This window comes from Allosediminivita pacifica (assembly GCF_003054175.1).
In the GTDB taxonomy this organism is placed as follows: domain Bacteria; phylum Pseudomonadota; class Alphaproteobacteria; order Rhodobacterales; family Rhodobacteraceae; genus Allosediminivita; species Allosediminivita pacifica.
In genome coordinates, this window is sequence record NZ_QBKN01000023.1 from 42,203 (window position 1) to 67,915 (window position 25,713).

A 25,713-nucleotide genomic window follows, 5' to 3' on the forward strand; every position below is an offset into this window, starting at 1 on the left:
TGTCCGGTTCTCAGCGTTTCATGCCGGTTGTGGCGATGCCCTCGATGAGCAGCCGTTGGAAGAAGAGGAAGATCAGGAAGATCGGGACGAGCGACAGGATCGACATCGCGAAGAGCTCGTTCCAGCTCGAGGTACCGCTCGAGTCGATGAAGGACCGCAGGCCAAGCTGGACCGTGTAGTTCTCCATCTCGCTGATGTAGATGAGCGGCCCGAAGAAATCTTCCCAGGTCCAGATGAACGAGAAGATCGCGGCGGTCGCCAGCACCGGCATCGACAGCGGCAATATGATCTTGCGGTAGATCCGCCAGGCGCTGCAGCCGTCCATGCGTGCCGCCTCGTCCAGCTCGCGCGGGATGCCACGGAAGAACTGCACCATCAGGAAGATGAAGAACGCATCCACGGCAAAGTACTTGGGCACGATCAGTGGCAGCCAGGTGTTCACCCAGCCGAGCTCGCGAAAGAGCACGTATTGCGGGATCAGCGTGACGTGATAGGGCAGCATCAGCGTGCCCAGCATCAGCGCGAACCAGAAGTTTTGCCCGGCAAACCGCAGTCGGGCAAAGGCATAGGCGACCAGCGAGGCGGCAAGCACGTTGCCGATCGTGGCTAGAACCGAAATGATCAGCGAGTTGGCAAAGAAGCGCCCGAACGTGACCTGAAGCCCGAACCATCCGTCGGGATAGGCGCTCAGGGTCACCTGCGAGGGGATCAGACCGGCCTCGCCGCCGAACAGCTCGGAAGCGGGACGCAGCGATCCCGATAGCATCCAGAGGATCGGGTAGATCATCACGATGCAGACCGCGATCAGAAGCGCGTGGCGCAACGTGCTGTTCAGCCGGGGATAGGCCGAACCACGGCCCGGCATGTCGTTGACCGCATCAGTCATCGTAATGCACCCAGTATTTCGTGGTCAGGAAGGAAAAGGCGGTGAAGATCGCGATGATGATCACCAGCACCCAGGCCAGCGCCGAGGCATAACCCATCCGGAAGTAGCTGAACGCTTCCTGGTAAAGGTAAAGCGTGTAGAAGAGCGTCGAATTGATGGGTCCGCCCGATCCGCCCGAGATGATGAAGGCCGGCGTGAAGGCCTTGAACGCCTCGATGGTCTGGATCACCACGTTGAAGAAGATGACCGGCGACAACAACGGCAGCGTGATCCGCAGGAACTGCCGCCGGGACGAGGCCCCGTCGAGGCTCGCGGCCTCGTACATGTCGGCCGGGATCTGGCGCAGACCCGCAAGGAAGATGATCATCGGCGAACCGAACTGCCAGACCGAAAGCACCACCAGCGTGTAGAGCGAGTAGTTGGGGTTGGAGATCCAGCTCGGCCCCTCGATGCCGACCGTGGCCAGAAGGCTGTTCACGAACCCGTCCGCCGCGAAAAGCTGCCGCCAGAGGACCGCGATCGCGACCGAGGTGCCCAAAAGCGACGGCAGGTAGAAGATCGCCCGGTACGCGGGCAGCGCACGCATGCCGCGGTTCAGAACCATGGCGATGGCCAGCGCGAAGGCCAGCTTGAGTGGCACCGAGAGCGCCACGTAGACCAGAGTGACCCTGATCGCCGCGGCGAATTTCGCGTCTGCGGTGACCATTCGGACGTAGTTCTGCGCCCCGACAAATTCAGGGGACGTCAGCAGGTCGAAGTCGGTGAACGAGAGATAGAGCGAGACCAGCGCAGGCCCGAGCGTCAGGCAGAAGAAACCGATGAGCCACGGGGCAAGAAAGAGGTATCCCGCGCCGTTGCGGTGGATGGCTCTCGCGAGCCATCCAGAGGTTTCGGGACGCGCGGCGGACTTGCCGCCCTCGATGGCGTCGTATGCGGACATGGCTCAGGCCCGCTCTAGGATCGCCGCGGCCTCGTCGACGAGCCTAGCGCCGCCATCTTCCGGCGAGACCGCCTCGAAGGCGACTTCCTGGGCGATGCGGATCTGAACCGCGTTGATCTCGCCCGCGCCCTGCGGCGGTGCCGGGGGCAGCGCGCCGATCTGCGGCGAGAGGTTCGAGATCAGCTCCACGACCTTGCGGCCGGTCTCATCTAGATCGGGAATGATGGCTTCGCGGATTTCGGGCGAGGCGGGAACGCCGCGATCCAGTCCAAGAAGCTTGGCCCCTTCGGGTTCGCGGATCAGGAAGTTGATCATCCGCGCCGCGATCTCGGGCTCGTCCGAGGTCGACGAGATCGAGAACATCTGGGACGGCTTGAGGTACTGACCGGGTTCGCCCCCGTCGAGAACCGGAGCCCCCACCACGGACAGTTCTTTCGGCACCAGCAACTGGTAGGATGCGAACTGGTTGGAATAGGCGAAGTCGGTGACGGAGCGCCCGGACACCAGCGGCGCCGTCTCCGGCGAGTTCTTGTAGAGCGCCTGCACATCCGCGGGCACGCAGCTCCCGGCCTTGCGCATCTCGGCCCAGTACGCGAACCACGCGCCGGCATCCTCGGCGTCATAGCCAAGCGTACCGTCCGGCGCGTAAAGCGCCTTGCCCCGCGTGCGCAGCCAGACCTCGAACAGGCCCTCCTGGACACTGCCGTCGGCGGTCGCATGGACGCGACTGCTGACATTTCCTTCGGTGAAGGCCGCGCATTTCTCCGCGAACCCGTCCCATGTGGTGCCGAATGAGGGGGCCTCGACGCCCGCTTCCTGCCATGCTGCGCTGTCGAAGATGACCGAGAACGAGTTGACCCCGACATTGCCGCCATAGAGCTTGCCGTCCACCGAGCAGCTGTCGAGGTTCACATCCCCGAAATCGCTGATCTTGAGCTCCTCTCCGAGAAACTCGTCGAGCGGGCGGATCGCACCGCGCCGCGCGTATTCGAACATGTAGCGGTAATCCATCTGAATGAAGTCCGGGGCGTTCCCGCCGGCCACCTGGGTCGCGAGCCGCGCCCAGTAGTCATCCCAGCCCATGCTCTCGGCCTCTACCGAAACCTCGGGATGGGCCGCCGTGAAGCGGTCGATGGCCGAGTTCGTGCGGCGCGCGCGCTCGTCACCGCCCCACCACATCATGCGGATGTTGCCACCCTCCTGCGCAAGGGCCCGGCGGGCCCCAAGCAATGGCAGGCCGGCCACCGCCAGCCCGGTGCCGAGAAGCCGGCGCCGGTCGATACGGGTCGAAGTCATGTCTGTCCTCCCTGACTGGACGGCGGCCGCGCGCGGCGCAGCAGCGTCCTTCTCCTCCTTGTCCGGTGGTCCTCCTCACCGGGGCGACGGGCCACGAGAGCGCCGTCACTCCCAGCCTAGGCAGCGTTAACTATACGAACAAATACAAAATATCGACGCATCCATAGAATTCATCTATACCTTGAGTCTCATGGGAGGAGACGGGACTTGGACAGGGCGATCGAGCAATTCGTGGCCGTTGCTGAGGAAGGCTCGGTGATGGCCGGGGCGGAAAGGCTGCGCCTGTCGCAGCCGACGCTCAGCTACAACATCAAGCGGCTCGAGGCGTCGCTCGGCGTGCCGCTCTTCCATCGCTCGGCGCGTGGGGTGCAGCTGACCACCTACGGCGAGACGCTCTACAACAGCGCCGTCGTCATCGGCCGCCTCTACTCGAACGCGCTGACCACGATCGCGCGCCAGAAGGCTGAACTCGAGGAAGGAATCAGCATCGGGACCGGCTATTCCACCTGGTTCCTGATCCTTCGCGACTACCTCGTCGATCATTTCAAAGCGCACCCCAATGCCCCGATCAATCTCAGCATCGGCAACATGATGCGCTGCATGGACCAGCTCCTCGCCGGCGACATCTCGCTGTTCATCGGCCACCAGATCGACCAGCTGAAAGAGGGCATTGCCGTCGATTTCATTCCGATCGGACGCGCGACCGACGGATATTTCGTCCGCCGGGGACACCCCCTCCTGGGGGCCGAGCGCACCCTGGACGAGATCCGCGCCTATCCCACTACAATGGCTTATCCCCTCGACGTGAGCCAGAAGCGGCTCGTCTCGGGGGGCGAACTGCACGACGCGTCGCGCTTGGGTCACGCCTTCACCTCGAATTCGCTCGGAGCCTGTCTGGACTTCGTGCAAGCCACGGACGCGGTCCTGATTCACAGCACGGTTCTGGCGGAGCACCTCGGGGCGCAGGGGGTCGACCAGGTCGCCTTGCGGCCGGGCCAGGAGGTCAAGAAGGCCGTAATGGGCATTCACGTCCTGCCCGAACGGCAATCTAACCCCAAGGTCCAGGCCTGCATCCGCGCCATCCTCGACCGGGCCGAGCAGTTGCAGCTCTTTCCCCCTCAGTAGCTCACTTGCCGTCCAAGCTGGGGATTACCTTGACTTCCTGCCCGGGCGTGAAGCTTGGGCTTCCGTCGACGCGGATGAGGGGCCCATCGCGGGGCTCTCGAGGTGGACGATGGGGTCGGCGCCGCACCGTTGGACGTAGCGCACCTGGCCGGTCCACGCCCGAACGCCCATCATTGCAGCTTTCACTCAGGTCCAGGCGCAGCAGCCGGGGACAAGCCGGGGAACCGAAGGTCACCCTCTTCCGCTCACCGCTCACAGCACAGTACTCGCAACGGCCCACCCGCACCGGAGGGCCTTTCCAACAGCACGCCTGCGCCAGCCGTTTCGAAAGCAGGAGCCTTCATCTGAGGGCTTTATGTTCCGACACAGAAAAGGAAATGCCTACCCTTCGGCCCTGGAGCCTAGAAGCCACTGACCGCCGGCAACCAGGTCGAGAGGACCGGCACGAACGTGATGAGCAGCAGGGCCGTGGCGAGCGCGATGAAGAAGGGAGGCATCTCGCCGATCAATGTCGAGGGCCGGAGTTTCACCGCCGAGGAGACTACAAAGATCAGACTGCCCACCGGTGGCGTCGTGAGGCCGATCGTCAGGTTGACGATCACGATGATCGCAAAGTGATCGGGGTCGATGCCCAGCGCCAAGCTGATCGGGGCAAGGATCGGCACGAGGATCATCACGCCGGGCAGCGGGTCCATGAACAGGCCGAAGGCCAGCAGCAGTACGTTCACCGCCAGCAGGAAAACCACGGGCGACAGGTCCCAGGCGATGATTGTCTCGGCCAAGAACTGCGGGATCCCCTCGATGATCAGGATCCAGGCAAAGGCACGCGCGGCGCCGAGGATCAGCAGCACCGCCCCGGCGATCAGCGCGGCCCGCAGGATGGTTTCCGGCAGGTCCCGAAGCTTAATCGAACGGTAGACGAACATGCCCACGAAAAGCGCGTAGAAAACCGCGATGACCGACGCCTCGGTCGGCGTGAAGATCCCGAAGCGAATTCCGCCGACGATCAGCACGATCAGCAGAAGCGCCGGAAGCGCATGCACGGCGATGCGCCCGATCTCGGCCAGCGGCGGCATCGGCGCGCCGGAGGCATAACCCCGGATCCGGCTCACGCGGGCGTTGGCCACAAGAACCAGGACAGTGATCAGCACGCCGGGAAGGACCCCCGCCATGAAGAGCGATCCGACCGAAACCTGCTGATCCTGCATGGCATAGATGATCATGGTGATCGAGGGCGGGATAATCGGCCCGACCACCGAACTCGCGATGGTCAGCGCGCCCGCATAGGCGCGATCGTAGCCCCCGCGTTCCATCATGCGGATCATCATGGAGCCCGGGCCGGCCGCATCGGCCAGCGCACTGCCCGAGATTCCCGCGAACATGGCCGAACTCACCACGTTGGCATGCCCAAGGCCGCCCTTGTGGTGCCCGACCAGTGCCTGCGCCAGCCGCAGCACGGCCAGCGTGACGGCGCCTGCGGTCATGATCTCGGCCGCGAGAATGAAGAAGGGGACGGCCAGCAGCGGAAAGCTGTCGAGCCCCGAGAACATCTCTTTCACGACAACGATGTTGGGATAGCTCGAGGCGAGGCTCAGCGCCGCAAAGACGGAAATCGCCATGGCGAAGGCCACGGGCAGGCCGAGCGCCAGCAAGATGAAGAGCGCGGGAAACAGGATCTCAGCCATGGGCGCCCTCGCGGACCGCGATGTCGCTTTCGCCCGAACCGTCGTCCTTGTAGGTGCCCGCCCTGATGAAATCGCGCGCGATCAGAAGCAGGTGTAGGACAAGCAGGGAAAAGCCCACGGGCATGGCCGCGTATACATAGCTGAAGGGCAGCCGCATGGCGGGTGTGGACTGGTACTGCATCCTCTGGGCGTATTCGATTCCGACCGAGACCATGAAGCAGAAGAAGGCGAGCAGCCCCAGCACGAGGGCAGCCCGCAAAAGCTTCTGCCCCGCGCCGGGAAGGGCATCCTGCAGATTGGTGATGGCCACGTGGCCGCCGACGCGCAGCGCAAGTCCCGCGCCCCCGAAGGTCATCCAGATCATCAGGTACCGTGCAGCCTCGTCAGCCCAGGGCAGCGAATGCCCGGTGGCAAAGCGCAGGGTGATGTTGGCGCCGACGATCAGCGGCATGGCCCCGAGGATCAGGATCAGGAACCAGCCGTTCGCGCTGACAAATATCTTTTCGAGCCGCTTCACGCTCGCCTCCGGAAGGTGCCGGCGCCCTTGGGCGCCGGCGCTGTATCATTTGAAGTTGACGATGGAATCCACGAGCTCCTGACCATAGGTCTCGTAGTAGCCCTCGTAGGCCGATGCGATATCCTCCTGGAAGGCCGCCTTCTGCTCCGCGGAGAGTTCGTTGACCTCCATGCCGCGTTCCTTGAGCGTCTCGACACCTGTGGTCTCGACCTCGTCCACGAAGCCGCGCATCGCCTGGGCCGCTTCCTTGCCTGCTTTCTCGAAGGCCGCTTTCTGATCGTCGTCGAGGCTTTCCCAGAACGGCTTGGATACAAGCAGCATCGCCGGCGAATAGACGTGGCCCGAAAGCGTCAGGTATTGCTGCACCTCGTCGAGCTTGACCGACACGATCACCGAAAGCGGGTTTTCCTGCCCGTCGATGACGCCCTGCTGAAGCGAGGAGATCACCTCAGGCCAAGCCATCGGGGTGGGCGCGGCGCCCATGGCGTTGAAGGCAGCAAGGTGGACCGGGTTTTCCATCGTGCGGATCTTGAGGCCCTGAACGTCCTCGGGCGTCTCGATGGGATTGCGGTTGTTGGTGATGTGGCGGAAGCCCTGCTCCCCCCAGGCGAGACCATGCAGGCCAACGTCGTCGAACCGGCCAAGGATCTCCTGCCCGATATCGCCGTCAAGCACCGCGCGCGCGTGTTCGAGATCGCGGAACAGGAACGGAATGTCAAAGACGCCGGTGGCCGGCACGAAGTTCGCCAGCGTGCCCGACGACACGATGGTCGCCTCGATCGTGCCGATCTGCAGGCCTTCAATCACCTCGCGCTCACCGCCCAGACCGGAGGACGGGAAGTGGTTGAATTCGAAGTCACCGCCGGTTTCGGCCTTCACGACCTCTTCGAAGGTCTTTGCGGCGACGCCATAGTGGCTGTCGGGCGCAAGGGCATAGCCGATCTTCACTTCGGTCTGCGCGTATGCCGGCAGGGCGAGTGCAGCAAGCGAGCCGGCAGCCGCCAGCCCACGAATAACGAATGTCATGGATTTCCTCCCAGTGTATTCCGGTTGTTGCTACACAAGCGAGTTTTGAGTGACAACCCTGCGCACAGCCCGGAATTTGTGTCACTTTCAGTCGGCGGACGACTTGCGGAAGAATGTCACGAGTTCCGGCACATAGGCCGCGCCGTGGCCCCCCTCGACGCTTGCCCCAAGTGCCTTGGAAACCCCGTCCGCCACCGTCTGCTGCGCCCCGGCGGCCTCGGCCATGGCACGGTAGTAGTCGATGTCCTTCTGCGCGTTCGCAACGGCAAAGGGCAGCGCGTCGCGGTCCTGCGCGGTGATGTAGGGCGCGAGCCGATCAAGCGCCGCACTGGCCCCGCCGCCATTGGCCAGCACCTCGACAAAAACCTGCGGGTCGATCCCGGCATCGGCCGCTTGAGCTGCGGCCTCGGCCAGCAGGGTCATATAGCCGACCGAGACGTAATTGTGGAGCAGCTTCATCCGGTGGCCGTGGCCGAGCGGCCCCACGTGCGACACCGCCTCGGTAAAGGAGGCCAGCACCGGGCGGATCTTCTCCAGCGTTGCGGCCTCACCACCGACGAGCAGATTGAGCGTGCCTTCGTGGGCGTGCTTGGCCGTGCGGGTCATCGGCGCGTCGAGGTAGTCGCCCCCTGCCTCGCGGACCAGTGCTCCCATCCGCAGGGTCGACTCGGGCAGCGCGGTGGAGCAGTCGACCACCACCGTGCCCGGGCGCAGCGCGCCCGCGAGGCCGTTTTCCCCCGCGACGATGGCTTCGACCTGCGGCGACCCGGTCACGCAGAGGATGATCACATCCGCGACCTGCGCGATCTCGGCCGGCGTGCCGAGCGGCTTGCCACCAAGCCCCTCGATTTCGTCGACCGGCTGGTTGCCGGGGTGATCGAGGAAGCTCAGCGCGAAGCCGCCGCGCGACAGGACATTGCGGGCGATGCCGTGGCCCATGAGGCCCACACCGATGATACCGACGTGCATTTCAGGTCTCCTTGCGCCGTGGCGCGGTCTTGGAAGGACGCCCCCTGCCCTTCAAGGGTGTCAGGGGCAGCGGATCAATCGGCGTTGATCCAGATCGCCTTGGTGTCGAGGTATTCTTCCATGTGCTCGGTCCCGCCCTCGCGGCCGTAGCCCGACATCTTGACCCCGCCGAACGGCACCGCCGGGTCGATGGCGTGATACATGTTCACCCAGACAGAGCCCGCCTTGATCCGGTTGGCCAGCTTGTGCGCCGTGCCAAGGTGAGTCGTGAAGATCCCCGCGGCCAGACCGTAGGGCGTGGCATTGGCGCGGGTCACCACCTCGTCGAGCGTGTCAAAGGGCAAGGCCGAAATGACCGGCCCGAAGATCTCTTCTCGGGCGATGGACATCTCGTCCGTGACGCCACCGAAGACCGTCGGATGGAAGAAGTGCCCCTCGTCGAGCCCTGTGCCGGTGGCCCGGCCGCCGCCCGTCACGATTTCGGCGCCCTCTGCCGGCCCGGCCGAGAGATACCCTTGGATGCGTTCCGCCTGGCGGGCCGAGATGATAGGGCCGATGTCCGTATCGGGGTCGACACCATGACCGATCTTCAGACCGGCGGCGTAGTCGGCGACCCGTTGCACGAACTCGTCATGAATCTCGCGCGCCACGAAAAGCCGCGATCCCGCGATGCAGATCTGCCCCGAGTTCGCGAAGACCGACATCGCCGCGACGGGTACGGCCTTGTCCATGTCCGCGTCGCGACAGACGATCACCGGGGATTTCCCTCCAAGCTCGAGCGAGACACGCTTGAGATTGCCGGTCGCGGCGCGTGCGATGGCCTGCCCGGTCGCGGTCGACCCCGTAAAGACGATCTTGTCGACGCCGGGATGTTCGGCCAGCGCGGCGCCCGCCTCGGCCCCCGTGCCGGTCACGATGTTCAGGACGCCCTCCGGCAGCCCTGCCTCCTGCATGAGTCGCGCGATCATCAGCACGGTCAGCGAGGCTTCTTCTGAAGGTTTGAGAACCACGGTACATCCGGTGGCAATGGCCGGTGCGATCTTCCACACCGAACCGGCGATGGGCGCGTTCCAGGGAATGATCGCCCCCACGACGCCAATGGGTTCGCGCATGGTCGAGGAATAGATCTCGCCGGGGAAGGAGTTCGGGATCGTCTGGCCGTGGATGCTGACCGCCTGCCCCGCGTAGAAGCGCAGCATGCCAAGGACGCGACGGGAGTTGCCCAGCGTTCGCTGGATCGGCATCCCCATGTCGAGCGTGTCCGAAAGACAGAGATCCTCCCATTCGGCCTCGAACCGCTCGGCGATACGCAGCAGAAGCGCCTGCCGCTCAAAGGGCGTCCATTTTGCCCAAGGCCCCTCGAAGGTCTTGCGCGCCGCGGCAACCGCCGCGTCGATGTCGGCGGCATCACCCTGCGGAACGGTGGCAAGTAGCGATCCATCGGCGGGGTTGGTGGCGTTCATGGTCTGACCCGACCGGGCCTCAACCCAGTTCCCACCGATAAACATCGGACGGAACGACCCGTCATAAAGCTCTGCCGCGGATGTCTTCCAATCTTTCATGTCACCCTCCCACCTGCGCGATCCTGCCAGTCGGCGCTTCCATGCCCCGAGCCGCGCAGGGACGCAACCTGATCAGATGACACCGCCGCATGATCCTCCCGGAGCACGGCAACTGTCGCATTGCCCCCGAAGCGAGAACTGTGATGCCCTCCACCCCGGGGACCACACGGCGGCACGGCGGGCCTTCAGCGTTACCGAGGTGGAAGGAGACCGGAAGCAACTAACACCCTACCTCACGGGTGCGTGCCGATGCTGCCCGGAGCATAGTCGGGACAGGCACATTCTCATCACTGAGCCACGCGAGGCCTGGTCAGGACCCGCCGCGCGATCCGCAACTCTCACCCAAGGTCGACAACGACGTTGCTGAGCAGCGCTCAGAGGAAGTCGTCGCGGCGAGGTGAGAAGGTGTCGATCAGCTCACCGCTTTCCAGGCACACACATCCGTGGCGTGCCCCCGAAGGAATGACAAAACTGTCGCCGGGCCCGACGTCGAAAGTCTCGTTCTCGACGGTAAAGCGGAAGCGACCAGTGCGGACATACGTCGATTGAACATGAGGATGGTCGTGAAGCTTGCCTTCGGCATCGACCTCGAAGCGGAAGGAAACGACCATCAACGCGGCGTTCTGGCTTAGCACCTGCCGGGTGACGCCCGGATCCGGATTCGCCTCGGGATAGGTTTGCAACAAGTCGGTCATGCGGTCCCCTCTGCGCGAGGCGAAACCAGCTTCACCTCGCCTCATCATATGATGCAATCCGTAAGTCATCATATGAATATTGACAACCCATCACAGGCGCGCGACAAACGGCGGGACAAGATGGAGACGATGCATGGACCCCACGCAGATCAAGGCCGCTCTGGGATCGGGACTTCTGTCCTTCCCCGTGACCCCATTCGACGCGGGCGGCCGCTTCGCGCCCGACCCTTACCAGCGCCACATCGCTTGGCTGACAGAATACGAGGCCCCGGTCCTGTTCGCAGCCGGCGGCACCGGAGAGTTCTTTTCACTGACACCGGACGAAGTGCCCACCATCGTGCGCGCGGCCAAGGAGGCCTCGGGCGACACCGCCATCGTCTCCGGCTGCGGCTACGGTACGGAAATGGCGAAGCAGATCGCCCGCAAGGCCGAGAAGGCCGGGGCTGACGGCATCCTGCTGCTGCCGCCCTACCTCATCGACAGCCCTCAGGAAGGGCTGTTCAACCACGTCAAATCGGTCTGCGACAGCGTCGGCATCGGTGTCATGGTCTACAACCGCGACAATGCTCAGCTGACCGCCGAGACGCTGGCCCGCCTCTGCGAACTCTGCCCGAACCTGATCGGCTTCAAGGATGGCACGGGCGACATCAACACCATTCGCCAGATCACTGCCACGCTCGGCGACCGCTTGACCTACCTGGGCGGCATGCCCACCGCCGAGCTGTTTGCCGAGGCCTATCTCGGGGCGGGCTTCACCACCTATTCCTCGGCCGTGTTCAACTTCATTCCGGCTCAGGCGAACCGTTTCTACAAGGCGCTGCGCAAGGGTGATCGGGCGACCTGCGAAAAGATCCTAAAAGACTTCTTCTATCCTTTCATGAAGCTGCGCGGCCGCCAAAAGGGCTATGCCGTGTCGGCAATCAAGGCGGGGGTGCGCCTTCGCGGCTTCGACGCCGGACCGGTCCGCCCGCCCCTGACCGACCTCACCGTAGACGAGGAAAAGACGCTGACGCGCCTCATCGAAGCCGCCGACGAACGGGTCATGGCATGATCATCACTGACATATCCGTCCGCGTCTTCCGCCACGAAACACGCCGCCATTCCGACAGCGCGGGGCACGCCCATCCGGGGGAACCACACGATGTCGAACAAGCGCTCCTGACCATCAGGACGGAGGACGGGCACGAAGGCCACACCGTGGTTCCACCCCAGATCGTGCGCCCTCACGTGATCGACAAGTTCGTCAGAAAGGTGCTCATCGGTCAGGACCACCGCGACCGCGAACGTCTCTGGCAGGATCTGGCGCACTGGCAGCGTGGCTCGGCTGCCCAGCTGACCGACCGCACGCTCGCCGCCGTCGACTGTGCGCTCTGGGATCTTGCCGGGCGCACGCTGAACCAGCCCGTCCACAAGCTGATCGGCGCCTACCGGGACAAGGTCCTCGCCTACGGGTCCATCATGTGCGGCGACGAGATCGAGGGCGGCCTGGCCACACCCGACGACTACGGGCGCTTTGCGGAAAAGCTCGTCGCCCGTGGCTACAAGGGGATCAAGCTGCATACCTGGATGCCACCGGTGTCCTGGGCCCCGGACGTGAAAATGGACCTGAAGGCCTGTGCCGCCGTCCGCGAAGCCGTGGGCCCGGACATCCGGCTGATGATCGACGCATTCCACTGGTATTCGCGCACCGATGCATTGGCGCTCGGAAAGGGGCTCGAAAAACTCGACTTCGATTGGATCGAAGAGCCCATGGATGAGCAGTCCATGTCATCGTACAAGTGGCTCGCCGACAATCTCGATATTCCGGTCGTTGGCCCCGAAAGCGCTGCGGGCAAGCACTGGAACCGGGCCGAATGGATCAGGACCGGAGCCTGCGACATCCTGCGGACAGGCGTCAACGACGTGGGCGGCATCACGCCCGCCCTCAAGACCATGCGCCTGGCCGAGGCCTTCGGCATGGAATGCGAGGTCCATGGCAACCAGGCCATGAACCTCCATGTTGTCGCCGCCTCAAAGAACTGCCGCTGGTACGAGCGCGGTCTCCTGCACCCTTTCCTCGAGTACGACGACGGTTTCGACTACCTGACCGAACTCAGCGACCCCATGGATGAAGACGGCTTCGTTCACGTGCCGGACCGTCCCGGCCTGGGTGAGGCCTTCGACTTCGATTATATTGAGAGCCGGCGTGTTCAATGAAGACTGTACTCGCCTACGGTGACAGCCTGACTTGGGGCGCCGATCCCGTCACGACGCTGCGCCACCCCTACGAGGATCTTTGGCCCTCGGTGCTCGAGGCGGGCCTGTCCGGCGAGGTGCGCGTCCTTCAGGACGGCGTCGGTGGTCGGACCACCTGTCACGACGACCACAGCGGGCCGTCCTGCCGCAACTCCGTGAAGAGCCTGCCCATCGCCCTTGCAGCGCACATGCCGCTGGATCTCGTGATCCTCATGCTGGGCACCAATGACCTGAAACCGATGCATGGGGCCACGGCCACCAGCGCACAGGCCGGGACGCGCAGGCTCGTGCAGATTATCAAGACGCAGCGCTACAAGCCCAAGGGGCATGTTCCCGATGTCTTGGTGGTCGCACCACCCCATTGCAGGCAGCCGGTGCGACGTCAACTGGACGGTCCGAACCGGATCACTGAATCGCAGCGGTTCGGCGCGCTATACGCCGCGGTCGCCGAAGAGGAGGGGGCGCACTTCTTCGATGCCGCCACCGTGGCCAGCGCGTCGCAGGAGGACGGCGTCCATCTCCACCGCGATCAGACCCGATTGATCGGCGAGGCGCTGATCGGACCGGTATCAGGGATACTCGGGCTTTCCCCGCCGGAACAGGCGAGGTGAATCCCGGCCGGCATCCGCCGGAGCGAAACTACCATGCCCGCGCAAGCGGGCGAACCTAGGGAGGAAGACCATGAAACATCTACTCGCGAGTGCCGCACTTGGCGCGCTGCTATTGGCACCGGCCTCGGTGACCATGGCCGAAACGCCGGACGACCAGCTGGTCGTCGGCTTCAACATGAACAACGTCCTGACGCTCGATCCCGCGGCAATCACCGGCGCGGACGCGGTGCAAATCCTGAACAATGTCTACGACACGATCGTAAGGCTGGATCCGCAAACGCGCGAACTGATCCCGTCGGTTGCGGAGAGCTGGGAGATCTCCGAGGACAACCGCTCGATCACGTTCCACATCGACCCGGACGCAACATTCGCCTCGGGGAACCCCGTGACCGCCGAGGATGTCGCCTACAGCCTGCGCCGTCCGATCCAGTTGAACCTCGCGCAATCGACCTGGCTCGTCAGCCGCGGCTACACGGCCGACAACATTGAGGAAATGACCGAAGTCGTCGACAACAAGACGCTTCGCCTGCACCTTCCTCAGCCTGACGACCCGCGTCTCGTGATGATGACGCTGACGATCAACGGCCCCGGCTCGATCCTCGACAAGACCCTTGTCGAAGAACACGCGGAAGACGACATGGGCACCGCTTGGCTAACCAACAACTCGGCCGGCTCGGGAGCCTTCACGCTGAACCAGTGGCGCGCGAACGAATTCGTCATCCTGACCCGGAACGAGGACTACTGGGGTGACGCCCCCGAGATGGCGCGCGTTCTGATGCGTCACCTCCCCGAAAGCCAGAGCCAGCGGCTTGCGCTCGAACAGGGGGATCTCGACATCGGCTACTCACTGGCTGCGGCAGACCTGCGCGCGCTAGAAGAGAACGAGGACATCATCGTCGAAACGGTTCCGAGCGCCGGATTCTATTACCTCGCGGTGTCGATGAAAAACGAGATCCTCGCGGACAAGAAGGTGCGAGAGGCGCTGCGTTATCTGATCGACTACGACGGCATCAACGATGCGATCATGCCTTACTTCGGCACCAAGCGTCAGGTTCCCATCAACTCCTATGCCTTTGCGGCGGCCGAGGACCCGGGCTACGAGCTGGACGTCGAGCGTGCGAAAGAGCTGCTCGCCGAGGCCGGCTACCCTGACGGCTTCGACACGACGCTTCGCGTGATCTCGACGCAGCAGTTCATCGATAGCGCCACGGCGATCCAGGCCACGCTGAAACAGGCCGGGATCAATGCCGAAATCATCACAGGTGACGGCGGTCAGATCTATGGTGCGATGCGCTCGCGCGAGTTCGACCTTCTGGTCGGTCGGGGCGGTGGCGGCGTCAGTCCGCACCCCGACAGCAACCTGCGCGCCGTGGTCTACAACCCGGACAACTCGGACGACGCCGGCCTGACAAACTATCAGGGGTGGCGGACGAGCTTCTACGATGAAGAGCTGAACGGCATGATCGAGGATGCGCTCGTCGAAGGCGACGTCGAAACGCAACGGCAAATGTATTCCGACATCCAGAACTACATGCAGGACGCGGTAATCTCGATCCAGCCCTTCTCCGAGCGCGTCGTGACGGCGGCCTTCCAGTCCGACGTCGACGGCGTGATCGTGGATGTCTGGAGCTCTCGTTTCGAGGACGTCACGAAGGACCGCTGAGCAATCTAGCACAGGACTTCCGTGGGGGCGCGGCTTCGGCCGCGCCCTATTCTTTTCCGACCGGCAATTCCCTGACGAGAAAAGCCACGGCGTCTTCCAGAACCGGCACTGGGCAGGTGTGGCCCTCGCCGTGGAACCCGGCATCGACTCCTGGATGGACGGCCGCGATGCGGTCAAACGCTTGTCGAGCACTGGTCTCGGGCATGTGCCTGTCATTCTGCCCGACGCGCAGGAACAGGGGTTTCGGTGCCGCAAGGGCGGCAAGATCGGGATAGTCGGCAGAAATACCCGGATGCAGGAAATGGAAGGCGGAGTGCCCGCGCAGGAATGGTCCGCCCGCCGCCAGCATGTCGGCCCGGCACGCCATCCACGATATCGACGCGGCGGCATCGACATGACGCGACAGGGCCAGTGCCTGCCAGGCCCGGAAACCACCGAAAGAAAAGCCGAAGGTCCCGACCGAGCTCACGCCCGTCTGCGCCGCGAGCCACCGCGCGGCCTGCATGTCCTCTGCGGCAGTGATACCGGCCAGCGACCAGCCAAGCCCGATTGCGGCGGCCGCCAACGCCTGCTGTCCCTCGTATCCCCCTGCCCGTCTGCTGCCAAAGCCAATCGCATCCAGGCAAAGCACCGAAAGCCCCGCGGCATGCAGTGCCTTCAAAGGCGAGGCCCCGTGGTAGTATTCACGACCCCGCCCGAGCTTACCCCATCCGCGTGCGAAGTCGCCGCCATGTTCGTGAAACGCCAGGACCGCTGGTCCCGGGCGCCCGCGCAAGAAGATACCCGTCGCACGCGCACCGGTCGCAAACCGAAAGGCCACTCGCACGCCGCGCTGCTTCACGCCGGGCAGTTCATGATGCGGTGGCAGCGACGCGCGCCACTTCTCGAGATCCGCTCGCGGTCCGTTCCAGGTCCGCCGCCGCGCCTCGAGGAATTCCGGCAACTCGTCGATCAGACCACCTGCTCGTAAGCCAAGGACGCCCCGATCAACTCTCGCGCGTAAGGTTCTTTCGCACGGTTCGCGACTATATCGTCCCGATCCAGCACCTCGACGATACGCCCGCTCTGCATGACTGCGAACCGTTCGCACATGTGATCGACCACGGCCAGATCGTGGCTCACCATGATGTAGGTGAACCCCTTCTCCTGCCTCAGCCGGGCCAGCAGGTTCAGGATCTCGGCCTGAACGCTCACATCGAGCGCCGAAGTCGGCTCGTCGAGGAAAAGCACGTCCGGTTCCAGGATCAGCGCACGCGCGATGGCCACCCGCTGACGCTGACCGCCCGACATCTGGTGCGGAAACCGGTCAAGGAATTCCGACGGCAGTCCCACGTCGCTCAGGGCGGCCTTCATGCGATCCTGCCGGTTGTCCAGCCCATGGATCGCCAGTGGCTCGGACAGCACTGTCCGCACCGATTGCCGTGGATGCAGCGATCCATAGGGGTCCTGAAACACCATTTGCAGCGTCCGGCACCGCTCCATCACATCCATATCGCGCACCGACTGGTCGCCGATCCGGACTTCGCCGTCCCAGATCGACCACAGCATCGACGCACAGCGCAGGACCGTGGATTTGCCGGATCCGCTTTCGCCGACGAGCCCGAAGCACTCGCCCGCAGCCACGTCGAAGCTCACGTCGGGTAGGATCTGCGCCGCACCCAGCGTGATCGACAGGTTTTTCACACTCACCGGTTTCATGCGGCGCCCTCCACCCAACTGTCCCGACGTTGAAGCACAGGAAGCGGTCCGCGGTCCCCGCCGATACGCGGCTGCGCCGCGATCAGACCTTGGGTGTAAGGATGCGTGGCCTGGTCCAGGTCCCTTGCATCAAGCACTTCGACGACCTGACCGGCATACATGATCAGCACCCGATCACAGAAGTTCCGCACCAGGTTCAGATCGTGCGAGATCATGACCAGACCGATGCCCCTTTCCCGAACCAGCCCGTCGAGGATGCGCAGGACCTCCAGGCGCACCGTCACGTCCAGAGCGGAGGTCGGCTCGTCCGCGATCACCAGGTCAGGATCGGTCATCAACATCATCGCGATCATGACCCGCTGCCCCATGCCGCCCGAGACCTCGTGAGGGTAGAGGTCGTAGACTCTTTCCGGCTCGCGGATCTGCACCGCCTCCAGCATCTCCAACGTCTTCGCGCGCGCCTTGCGTTTGGTCGCGCGGACGTGCGTGCGATAGGCCTCGGCGATCTGGTCGCCGCAGCGCTCGATCGGATTCAGGGAAAACTTGGGATCCTGAAGGATCATCGACATCCGCGCTCCGCGAACCTTCAGCATCCGCCGCTCGGGAATATCCAGAAGGTCGAGTTCCTCGAAGCGCATCCGGTCCGCCGTGACTTCGGCCCCCGGCAGAAGGCGAAGGATCGCTCGTCCGACGGTTGACTTTCCCGAGCCGGATTCCCCGACAATCCCCAGCCTTTCGCGGCCAAGGTCGAAACTCACTCCGCGCACAGCCCACTCGGCCGACCCGCCGTAGCGCACGCCAAGGTTCTTTACGCTCAGTATCGGCTCCATGGCGCTCACCTCTTGTTAATCTGCTTGGGATCGAGCGCGTCGCGCAGTCCGTCGCCCAGAAGGTTGAAGGCAAGACTGACCAGAAGGATCGCGACCCCGGGGAAGGTCACCAGCCACCAGCTATCGATCATGTACCGGCGCCCCGTCGCGATCATCGCGCCCCACTCCGGGAGTGGTGGCTGTGCCCCGAGCCCTAGGAAACCGAGGCCGGCGGCGGTCAGGATCACGGTTGCCATGTTCAGCGTCAGCCGGATCAGGACCGATGGCAGGCACATCGGCACGATGCTCTTCCAGATGATCCGGGCCGAGGACGCCCCCTGCAACCGCGCCGCCGCGATATAGTCGGCGCTGCGGAAGGTCATCGTCTCGGCCCGCGCGAGCCGCGCGATGGGCGGCCAGGCCGTCAACGAGATCGCGATGATCGCGTTGTTCAGGCTCGGCCCCAGCGCCGCCACGAAAGCCAGAGACAGGATCAGGGAAGGGAAGGACAGGAAGATGTCGGTCAGGCGCATCAGAACCGTATCGACCCGTCCGCCGTAGTATCCCGCGACCGTGCCGATGAACAGGCCGATGGGCCCCACGACGATCGACACGACGAAGATGATCGTCAACGTGATCCGCGAGCCGTGAACGATTCGGCTGTAGATATCGCGGCCCAGTTCGTCCGTACCGAAGAAATGCGCGCCTGAAGGCGGCTGCAGGGTGGACTGCAGATCCTGCACGTAGGGATCATGCGTCGCCAGCAGCGGCGCGAAGGCCGCCATCAGGATCAGCAGTGCAAGAACGACAAGCCCGAAGGCCGAAGGCGGCGCGCGGAACAGGAAGGCCGCAATGCGCCCCAGCGAAACAAGACCGTGCGGCAGCGAACGACGGCGGGCGGTTCCAAGGGGAAGTGTCACCATTTCAGCGCGTCCTCGGGTCGAAGACCCTGTAAAGGATGTCGGAAATCAAGTTCAGGCCAATGAAGATCAGGCCCACGACAAGCACGCAGGTCATCACCGCGTTCATGTCGCCGATCAGCAGGTTCGAGGTGAGGTACTGTCCAAAGCCCGGCCAGGCAAAGACCGTCTCGATCAGCACCGCGCCCTCGAGAAGCGATCCGTAGGCAAGCGCGACGATCGTGACCAACTGCACCTTGATGTTGCCGAAGGCATGACGCCAGATCGTCTTGTTGCGCGACAGCCCCTTCACCCGTGCCGTCGTCACGTATTCCTGGTTCAACTGATCCAGCATGAAGCTGCGCGTCATCCGCGTGATGTACGCCGAAGAAGAATACCCGAGCAGCGACGCCGGCAGGATGATGTGGTTCACGGCGCTGCGGAACACGTCCCACTGGCCCGCAAGGGCGCTGTCGATCAGGAGAAAGTTCGTCCGCTCCGGAACCAGGCCGATGTAGAACTGGCTCATCCGCCCCGACCCGCCGACCCAGCCGAGGCCCGCATAGAAGATCAGCAGCGCGATCATGCCCGTCCAGAAGATCGGCATCGAATGCCCCATCAGGCTCGCGATCCGGATCACGTGGTCGGGCCAGCGGTCCTTGTTCACCGCCGCGGCGACGCCCAGCGGAATGCCGAGGCCCGCACCGATCACGATGGCAAATGTCGCAAGCTCGACAGTGGCCGGCAGGACGCGTGCAATGTCCTGAAGCACCGGCTGGCCGGTACGGATGGACGTACCGAAATCAAAGGTCAGCACGTCGCGAACATAGAAGAAGAATTGCTGCCAGACCGGCCTGTCCAATCCCAATTGGCGATAGACGTTCTCGTAAACCTCCCGCGTGGCATCCTCGCCGACGATGGCCCGAACGGGGTCGGTCGGCATGATCCTCCCGATAACGAAGGTCAGGATCAGCAATCCAGCCAGCGTGACGAGGATCGCCCCCGCCTGGCCGGCGATGTCCGGTATCACCCTGCGCCGCATCACACCCCTCCCAAGATGACTTCGCTTTGACGTAGTATGACTTAGTCTAATTCATATGACAAGCTATCCTAAACCGATCTTCCTCCGAAGATCGCACGGTACCGCGCCAGACTGCCTTGCAGATGTTCCCGCATCGCCTGAGACGCGGCGGCATCATCGTTGGCGAGAATAGCGCTTACGATTTCGCGATGCTCCTGCGAGATAAGCCGCAGATACTCCGGATCCGTCGGCCCGCCGCCGCCCGACCGGACCGTACGACGCGGTATGACAGAGGGGCCGATCAGGGTCAGGCATTCCGCGAAGCGGCTGTTGTTCGATGCCTGCGCGATCGCCACGTGCAGGGCAAAGTCCGCATCGACCGAGGTTTCGCCGGACGCGATCAAGGCCTCCATCTCCTCGAATCGCGCGATGATCTCTTCCTCCTGCTGGGCAGATCGACGCCGCGCAGCAAGGGCCGCGGCCTCGACCTCAAGCGCTGTCCTCAGTTCAAGGATCTCGATTACCGACGACACGCGCGACGGGTCTACGTCGCGAAATGAAGCTGCTTCGCTCTCGGGTGGTTCGGTGACATATACTCCGGAGCCCTGGCGTGGCTGAAGCAGCCCATCGGCACGAAGCGCGGCGACCGCCTCGCGCACCACCGTACGGCTGACCCCCGCCTCTTCACACAATCTTGCTTCACTGGGCAGGCGACTGCCCACGGGAAATTCGCCGGTGGCAATCCTGCGGCGAAGATCCGCGATCATCTCGGCCACCATCGTGCCCCGTCGGCCCGGCTTTGCCTGCTCCATCTACCACCCTCTCGTCTTCTATCTTGCGGAATTTGTCATACACTCTGATCGGGAGATTGCACGGAGATACTACATGAAACCGCCGCACGGACACGACCACTCATGGGCCAGGCGATTTCGCTCAGCCCAACGACAATTATGACAACACGAACTGCTGACCTGCATCGGACGATTGGTCCGGTGCATCTGCGGTCGACGTCGCCGATGGCGATCCAGCATTGGGGAGCAGCGCAGGCAAACGGCGGCCTTCCGTAAGCCCGAAGAAAGTCGGGGCTCCCCCCACTCGGCTTGGCTCTTGCCGAAGCTGCCACGCCCCTGCGAGGAAGAATGCCGTCCGCTTGACGTGGAAGACAGAGGAACAATTCCAGTTTCCACTCGTTCGACAGAAACTTCTTCCACGCGAAGGGGCCCACCCAGTCAGACGGAGGCGGCATGAAGACGGACCTCACGGTCAATGGCGAGGCACGGCAGGTCGAGCACGAGTCGCGCACGACATTGCTCGACGCGCTACGCGATCACCTTGATCTCACCGGAACGAAAAAGGGCTGCGACCACGGCCAGTGCGGGGCCTGCACGGTTCTCGTGAACGGGCGCCGGGTCAATTCCTGCCTCTCGCTCGCAGCGATGCACGACGGCGACGAGATCACCACCATCGAAGGCCTCGGCGAACCCGGCGCGCTCAACACGCTGCAAGAGGCGTTCGTCAACAAGGACGGCTACCAGTGCGGCTACTGCACGCCCGGCCAGATCATGTCGGCCACCGCCATGCTCGAAGAGGCCCGCGACGGCGCGCCCTCGCATGTCTCGGAAACGCTGACCGGCTCGGTGCCCCTCACCGACGCCGAGATCGCCGAGCGCATGAGCGGCAACCTCTGCCGCTGCTCGGCCTATCCCTTCATCCGCGAGGCGATCGCCATGAGCGCGGAGAAGAAGTCATGAAAGAATTCACCTACGCACGCGCCGAAACGCTGGACGACGCGGCCGGGCAGCTCGACGAAACCGCGCGCGTCATCGCGGGCGGGACGAACCTGCTGGACCTGATGAAGCTGCAGGTCATGGCCCCTGAAAAAGTCGTCGACATCACCCGCCTGCCGGACCTGTCGGAGATCAGCGCCGAGGGCGAGGGCCTGCGCATCGGTGCGCTCGTCACCAACTCGCAACTGGCCGAGGATCACCGCGTCCGCTCGCTCTACCCAGTGCTGAGCCGCGCGATCCTTGCCGGCGCGTCGGGCCAGATCCGCAACAAGGCGACCACCGGCGGCAACCTGCTGCAGCGCACCCGTTGCCCCTATTTCTACGACCCCGCCATGGCCTGCAACAAGCGCGACCCGGGCGCCGGATGCGCGGCCAAGGAGGGCGTCGGCCGCATGCTCGCCGTCTTCGGCGTCTCCGACGACTGCCTTGCCGCCCACCCCTCCGACATGGCCGTGGGCCTGCGGGCGCTCGACGCCGAGGTCGAGGTGCGCAGCCCCGACAGCAGCACCCGCCGCCTGAAGCTCGACGAGCTCTACCGGCTGCCGGGGGACCGCCCGGACCTCGAGACGACGCTCGCCGTGGACGAGATCATCACCGCGGTCGTGCTGCCCGCGCCCGAGAAAGGCGCCGTGCAGGCCTACCGCAAGGTGCGGGACCGCGCCTCCTACGCCTTTGCGCTGGTGTCAGTCGCAGGCAATGTCACCCTCACCGATGGCAAGATCGCGCGGGCCAAGCTGGCCTACGGCGGCGTCGCCCCCAAGCCCTGGACCAACGCCAAGGTCGAGGAGATGCTCGTCGGTCAAGCCCCGGACGAGGCCCTGTTCCGCAAGGCAGCCGAGGCGCTGACGGCCGATGCGACCCCGCATTCCGACAACGCCTTCAAGCTGCCGATGCTGCGCCGCACGCTGATCGCCGTCCTGCGCGAGGCCACCGGCCTTGCCGACGCGAGCCCCGGAACCGACAAGACGAAGGACGCGGCATGACCGAGACATTCCGCATGGACAAGGCGCAGGCGCGCCTACTGGACGAAACCGGCCAGGGCGTCATCGGCACGCCCATGGACCGCCCCGACGGCCCGCAAAAGGTGTCGGGCCGCGCACGCTACGCCGCCGATGGCACGCCCGAGGGCACAGCCCATGGCGTTCTGGTGCGGGCCACGATCACCAAGGGCAAGGTCGCGGCCATCCACGCCGACAGCATCTCCGACCTGCCCGGCGTGATCGGAGTCGTGTCGGGCCCCGAGTTCATCCGCAACCCCGCCCAAGGCATGGCCAACGCCGCCCCGGTTCAGCCGGGCACGCGGGTCGACTACCACGGGCAACCGATCGCGCTGGTGGTGGGTGAAAGCTTCGAGGCCGCCCGCGATGGGGCGCTGCGCCTGAAGGTCGATTTCGAGGCCGAAGCCGGCGCCGACGTCGATCCAGATACCGCCTCCGAGGTCGAGACGGGCGATCCCTCCGCCGTGGGCGACTGGGACAGCGCCTTCGACGGCGCGGCCTTCAAGGTCGACCGGGAGTTCACGACCGCCGCGCAGGTCGCTGCCGCGATGGAGCCGCACGCGGCCATCGCCGAATGGCAGGGCGACAAGCTGCTGTTGCGGTCGTCGCTGCAGATGCTGCGCTTCAACAAGAACGAGATCGCGGATTCACTCGGCATTCCGGCCGAGAACGTGCAGATCCTCGCGCCCTTCGTCGGCGGGGGCTTTGGCTCCAAGCTGGGCATCGGCCCCGACGCCGTGGCCGCGGCCCAGGCCGCGCGCGAATTGGGCCGCCCAGTGCGGGTCGTGATGCCCCGGCAGGCGGTCTTCGACAGCATCCTGCGCCGGACCGAAACCACGCAGCGCGTGCGCTTCGCCGCCGATGCCGATGGCAAGCTCCGTGCGGTGGGCCACGACGACCGGGTGTCGAACCTCTGGGAAGAGGGCTTCGCCGAGCCCACCAGCAGCTGTTCGCAGTTCCTCTACGGCGCGGACGCGCTTCGCTTCCAGCAGTCGCTCGCCCGCAACCACCGCACCCCGACAGGGTCGGTGCGCGCCCCGGGCGAGGCCGTGGGCATGCTCACCTTCGAAGCCGCGCTGGACGAACTCGCCGAACAGCTCGACATCGACCCGGTGGAGCTGCGCCTGAAGAACCTGCCCGACACGCACCCGATGACGGGACAGGCGTTCTCCTCGCGCGGACTGGCCGAATGCCTGCGCCGCGGGGCCGAGGAGTTCGGCTGGTCGGCGCGCGGCAAGCCCGGCGCGCGGCGCGAGGGCGACTGGTTCATCGGTGTGGGCATGGCCTCCGCCGGTCGTCCCAACATGCTGATCCAGGCCTCGGCGCGCGTGCGGCTCGAGGCCGGAGGCGCCACGGTCGAAACCGACATGACCGACATCGGCACCGGGACCTATGCCATCTTCGCCCAGATCGCGGGCGAGATGCTGGGCCTCTCGGCCGACCGCGTCACGGTGCGTCTGGGCGACACCGACCTGCCCGGCGCCTCTGGGTCCGGCGGGTCGTTCGGGGCAAGCTCCTCGGGTTCGGCGGTCTTCCTCGCGGCGCGCAAGATCCGCGCCAAGCTGGCCGAGGCGATGGGCTGCGACGCCGACGAGCTGACCCTGCAGGACGGCATCGCCCGCGGCGGCAACCGCGAGATGGCGATCTCGGACCTCGTCCAGAGTGAAATCGTCGAAGAGGCGCAGATCGAGGCGGGCAAGACCGCCGAGTCGCACTTCTCGGCCGGGTACGGCGCGCATTTCGTCGAGGTCGCCGTGCATGCCTGGACCGGCGAGGTCCGCGTGCGCCGGATGCTGGGCATCATGGACATCGGTCGCGTCCTCAACGAGAAGACGGCCCGCTCTCAGGCGGTCGGCGGAATGGTCTGGGGCCTCGGTGCAGCGCTGACCGAGGAGATTTCCCACGATCCGCGCACCGGACACATCGTGACGCGGGATCTTGCCAACTACCACGTGGCCTCGCACGCCGACGTGCCCGCGCAGATGGAGGTGAGCTTCCTCGACAACCGCGACGACGAGGCCAACCCCATGCAGAGCCGCGGGGTCGGCGAACTCGGTATCTCGGGTGCAGGCGCGGCGGTCTTCAATGCGATCCACAACGCCTGCGGCGTGCGACTCTACGACTTCCCCGCAACGCCCGACAAGGTGATCGCGGGCCTTGAGGCGCTTGGCCTCTGACGGGCCCGAAGGCATGACTATCAATCAGCGCCGAATTTGCCCCTAGCGGCGCCCGACAATGACTCACGTGTGTTACAGCTTGCCCGGGGCGGCCTGGCGCCAAGTGGCGCAGCCGGCCCGGGCAAGCTGATCAGGCGCGGGCCTTGAAGCGCCAGTCTTCGATACCGGTTTCAACTGTGCCGGGACATCGGGTGATGCGATCGAGCAAAGCGGCGATCATTGTCTCGCCACTGAACGCGCTCGGCTCTGCACCGAGCGGAGGCCTCCCAGAACGCGACCTAAAGACTTCCCACAATCGCGCGAGCGGCTTCGGAGGCAAGCGGTGCGACCCTGTCGACAAAGGCCTCGGGGGTCCATTCTGACAAGGATCCGGCGACATGGATCGCGCCGAGCGGATGCCCACCCGACGAGATCGGGACGCCGATCGCGACCTCGCCCTGAACGAACTCCTCAACGATCACCGCGTAGCCTTGCTCACGTGCATGGGAAATTTGCATCATGATCTCATCCACATCGGTGAGCGTCTTCGAGGTGTAGGCGTGGATCGGGGTCCGCTCGACGATGCCGCGCGCCTCCGCGTCGGGCATGACCGACAGAGCCGCCCGACCGCCCGCGGTGCAATAAGTTGGAACACTGTGCCCCACCAGAGAGGCGTAGAACGTCTCGCGTTTGCTTTGCATCCGCAGCGCATAGACCAACCGCGTTTCGTCGAAGAAGCTCAGGTCCACACGCTCGCGAACGTTCTTGCGCAGTTCCATGAGTACGGGCGTTGCATTCTGCACCATCGGATCGAGGCGCAAGAGGTCCAGCGTCGTGTCGAGGATGCGGATTCCAGGCAGGTAACCGCGACCGGAGGGACCGCGCCTGAGATATCCGAGCTTGCCGAGCGTATGAACGAGCCGCTGGGCTGCGGAGCGGTCGATACCTGCGCTTGCGGCGATCTCGGATAGGCTCAGCGGCCCCCCCGCGTGATGGAAGGCACTCAGAACCCGCATTGCCCGACCAGCGGTGCGGACGAAAAGTGCGTCGTGATCCCCTGCCTCGTTTTCGGGCGAGGCTGGCGGGGCGGCACGCAGAATGCTCGCCAAGGCACATCTCCACTGTTGACCTGTCC

24 protein-coding genes are annotated in these 25,713 nt (G+C 64.6%); 8 read left to right on the forward strand and 16 right to left on the reverse strand.

What is annotated here, in order from left to right; translation table 11 throughout:
* Nucleotides 1-10: 10 nt before the first annotated feature.
* From C8N44_RS16625 to C8N44_RS16635, 3 genes are read right to left on the reverse strand one after another with little or no spacing between them, the layout of a single operon-like run.
* Nucleotides 11-886, reverse strand: a complete 876-nt coding sequence (locus C8N44_RS16625; RefSeq protein ID WP_170121096.1) for a carbohydrate ABC transporter permease — start codon at nt 884-886, stop codon at nt 11-13.
* Entirely contained in the window at nt 879-1,826 is a 948-nt protein-coding gene (locus tag C8N44_RS16630) for a carbohydrate ABC transporter permease (RefSeq protein WP_107977905.1), read from the reverse strand. The genes C8N44_RS16625 and C8N44_RS16630 overlap by 8 nt, the downstream gene beginning before the upstream one ends.
* 3 nt (nt 1,827-1,829) lie before the next feature.
* The gene (locus C8N44_RS16635) at nt 1,830-3,122 is read right to left on the reverse strand and encodes an ABC transporter substrate-binding protein (RefSeq protein WP_107977906.1); all 1,293 of its coding nucleotides are present in this window, start codon (nt 3,120-3,122) and stop codon (nt 1,830-1,832) included.
* 207 nt (nt 3,123-3,329) lie between these two features.
* Between C8N44_RS16635 and C8N44_RS16640 the strand changes: the two genes are divergently transcribed.
* Complete coding sequence (locus tag C8N44_RS16640; protein WP_107977907.1) at nt 3,330-4,247, forward strand: LysR family transcriptional regulator; 918 nt, start codon at nt 3,330-3,332, stop codon at nt 4,245-4,247.
* 401 nt (nt 4,248-4,648) lie between these two features.
* Here the strand turns inward: C8N44_RS16640 and C8N44_RS16645 are convergent, their stop codons facing one another.
* The 6 genes from C8N44_RS16645 to C8N44_RS16670 form a co-directional block, all read right to left on the reverse strand.
* Nucleotides 4,649-5,932, reverse strand: coding sequence for a TRAP transporter large permease (locus tag C8N44_RS16645; protein WP_107977908.1), 1,284 nt, complete (start codon nt 5,930-5,932; stop codon nt 4,649-4,651).
* A complete protein-coding gene (locus tag C8N44_RS16650; protein ID WP_107977909.1) occupies nt 5,925-6,449 on the reverse strand; it encodes a TRAP transporter small permease in 525 nt (174 codons plus the stop codon). The genes C8N44_RS16645 and C8N44_RS16650 overlap by 8 nt, the downstream gene beginning before the upstream one ends.
* Before the next feature lie 45 nt (nt 6,450-6,494).
* The gene (locus tag C8N44_RS16655; RefSeq protein WP_107977910.1) at nt 6,495-7,475 is read right to left on the reverse strand and encodes a TRAP transporter substrate-binding protein; all 981 of its coding nucleotides are present in this window, start codon (nt 7,473-7,475) and stop codon (nt 6,495-6,497) included.
* A gap of 87 nt (nt 7,476-7,562) precedes the next feature.
* Nucleotides 7,563-8,444, reverse strand: a complete 882-nt coding sequence (locus C8N44_RS16660) for an NAD(P)-dependent oxidoreductase (protein WP_107977911.1) — start codon at nt 8,442-8,444, stop codon at nt 7,563-7,565.
* Between the two features lie 74 nt (nt 8,445-8,518).
* Nucleotides 8,519-10,006 (reverse strand): aldehyde dehydrogenase family protein, encoded by a 1,488-nt coding sequence (locus C8N44_RS16665; RefSeq protein ID WP_107977912.1) that lies wholly within the window; start codon nt 10,004-10,006, stop codon nt 8,519-8,521.
* Between the two features lie 374 nt (nt 10,007-10,380).
* Complete coding sequence (locus C8N44_RS16670; protein WP_107977913.1) at nt 10,381-10,701, reverse strand: cupin domain-containing protein; 321 nt, start codon at nt 10,699-10,701, stop codon at nt 10,381-10,383.
* A gap of 133 nt (nt 10,702-10,834) precedes the next feature.
* Here C8N44_RS16670 and kdgD point away from each other — a divergent pair, with 133 nt between their 5' ends.
* From kdgD to C8N44_RS16690, 4 genes are all read left to right on the forward strand, one after another.
* The gene (gene kdgD, locus C8N44_RS16675; protein ID WP_107977914.1) at nt 10,835-11,752 is read left to right on the forward strand and encodes a 5-dehydro-4-deoxyglucarate dehydratase; all 918 of its coding nucleotides are present in this window, start codon (nt 10,835-10,837) and stop codon (nt 11,750-11,752) included.
* Nucleotides 11,749-12,897, forward strand: a complete 1,149-nt coding sequence (locus C8N44_RS16680; protein ID WP_107977915.1) for a mandelate racemase family protein — start codon at nt 11,749-11,751, stop codon at nt 12,895-12,897. The genes kdgD and C8N44_RS16680 overlap by 4 nt, the downstream gene beginning before the upstream one ends.
* Nucleotides 12,894-13,547, forward strand: a complete 654-nt coding sequence (locus tag C8N44_RS16685; RefSeq protein WP_107977916.1) for an SGNH/GDSL hydrolase family protein — start codon at nt 12,894-12,896, stop codon at nt 13,545-13,547. Before C8N44_RS16680 ends, C8N44_RS16685 begins: the two co-directional genes overlap by 4 nt.
* Before the next feature lie 70 nt (nt 13,548-13,617).
* On the forward strand, nt 13,618-15,210 hold the full coding sequence (locus tag C8N44_RS16690; RefSeq protein WP_107977917.1) for an ABC transporter substrate-binding protein: 1,593 nt from the start codon (nt 13,618-13,620) through the stop codon (nt 15,208-15,210).
* Nucleotides 15,211-15,256: 46 nt separating this feature from the next.
* On the opposite strand, the gene C8N44_RS23165 is transcribed toward C8N44_RS16690, so the two are convergent.
* From C8N44_RS23165 to C8N44_RS16725, 6 genes are all read right to left on the reverse strand, one after another.
* The gene (locus tag C8N44_RS23165) at nt 15,257-16,153 is read right to left on the reverse strand and encodes a hydrolase (RefSeq protein WP_146178856.1); all 897 of its coding nucleotides are present in this window, start codon (nt 16,151-16,153) and stop codon (nt 15,257-15,259) included.
* Between the two features lie 8 nt (nt 16,154-16,161).
* Nucleotides 16,162-16,908: an ABC transporter ATP-binding protein gene (locus tag C8N44_RS16705; protein WP_107977920.1), complete on the reverse strand. Its 747-nt coding sequence runs from the start codon at nt 16,906-16,908 to the stop codon at nt 16,162-16,164.
* Entirely contained in the window at nt 16,905-17,738 is an 834-nt protein-coding gene (locus tag C8N44_RS16710) for an ABC transporter ATP-binding protein (protein ID WP_107977921.1), read from the reverse strand. The genes C8N44_RS16705 and C8N44_RS16710 overlap by 4 nt, the downstream gene beginning before the upstream one ends.
* 5 nt (nt 17,739-17,743) lie before the next feature.
* Nucleotides 17,744-18,640, reverse strand: a complete 897-nt coding sequence (locus tag C8N44_RS16715; RefSeq protein WP_107977922.1) for an ABC transporter permease — start codon at nt 18,638-18,640, stop codon at nt 17,744-17,746.
* A 1-nt stretch (nt 18,641) separates the two neighbouring features.
* Nucleotides 18,642-19,658, reverse strand: a complete 1,017-nt coding sequence (locus C8N44_RS16720) for an ABC transporter permease (protein WP_210204176.1) — start codon at nt 19,656-19,658, stop codon at nt 18,642-18,644.
* A 68-nt stretch (nt 19,659-19,726) separates the two neighbouring features.
* Nucleotides 19,727-20,449: a FadR/GntR family transcriptional regulator gene (locus tag C8N44_RS16725; RefSeq protein ID WP_107977924.1), complete on the reverse strand. Its 723-nt coding sequence runs from the start codon at nt 20,447-20,449 to the stop codon at nt 19,727-19,729.
* A 432-nt stretch (nt 20,450-20,881) separates the two neighbouring features.
* Here C8N44_RS16725 and C8N44_RS16730 point away from each other — a divergent pair, with 432 nt between their 5' ends.
* Genes C8N44_RS16730 through C8N44_RS16740 form a run of 3 tightly spaced genes read left to right on the forward strand, consistent with a single transcriptional unit; the run spans nt 20,882 to nt 24,599 of the window.
* Nucleotides 20,882-21,388, forward strand: a complete 507-nt coding sequence (locus C8N44_RS16730) for a 2Fe-2S iron-sulfur cluster-binding protein (RefSeq protein ID WP_107977925.1) — start codon at nt 20,882-20,884, stop codon at nt 21,386-21,388.
* Nucleotides 21,385-22,407 (forward strand): FAD binding domain-containing protein, encoded by a 1,023-nt coding sequence (locus C8N44_RS16735; RefSeq protein WP_107977926.1) that lies wholly within the window; start codon nt 21,385-21,387, stop codon nt 22,405-22,407. The genes C8N44_RS16730 and C8N44_RS16735 overlap by 4 nt, the downstream gene beginning before the upstream one ends.
* Nucleotides 22,404-24,599: a xanthine dehydrogenase family protein molybdopterin-binding subunit gene (locus C8N44_RS16740; RefSeq protein WP_107977927.1), complete on the forward strand. Its 2,196-nt coding sequence runs from the start codon at nt 22,404-22,406 to the stop codon at nt 24,597-24,599. The genes C8N44_RS16735 and C8N44_RS16740 overlap by 4 nt, the downstream gene beginning before the upstream one ends.
* 278 nt (nt 24,600-24,877) lie before the next feature.
* Here the strand turns inward: C8N44_RS16740 and C8N44_RS16745 are convergent, their stop codons facing one another.
* On the reverse strand, nt 24,878-25,687 hold the full coding sequence (locus C8N44_RS16745) for an IclR family transcriptional regulator (protein WP_107977928.1): 810 nt from the start codon (nt 25,685-25,687) through the stop codon (nt 24,878-24,880).
* Nucleotides 25,688-25,713: the final 26 nt, after the last annotated feature.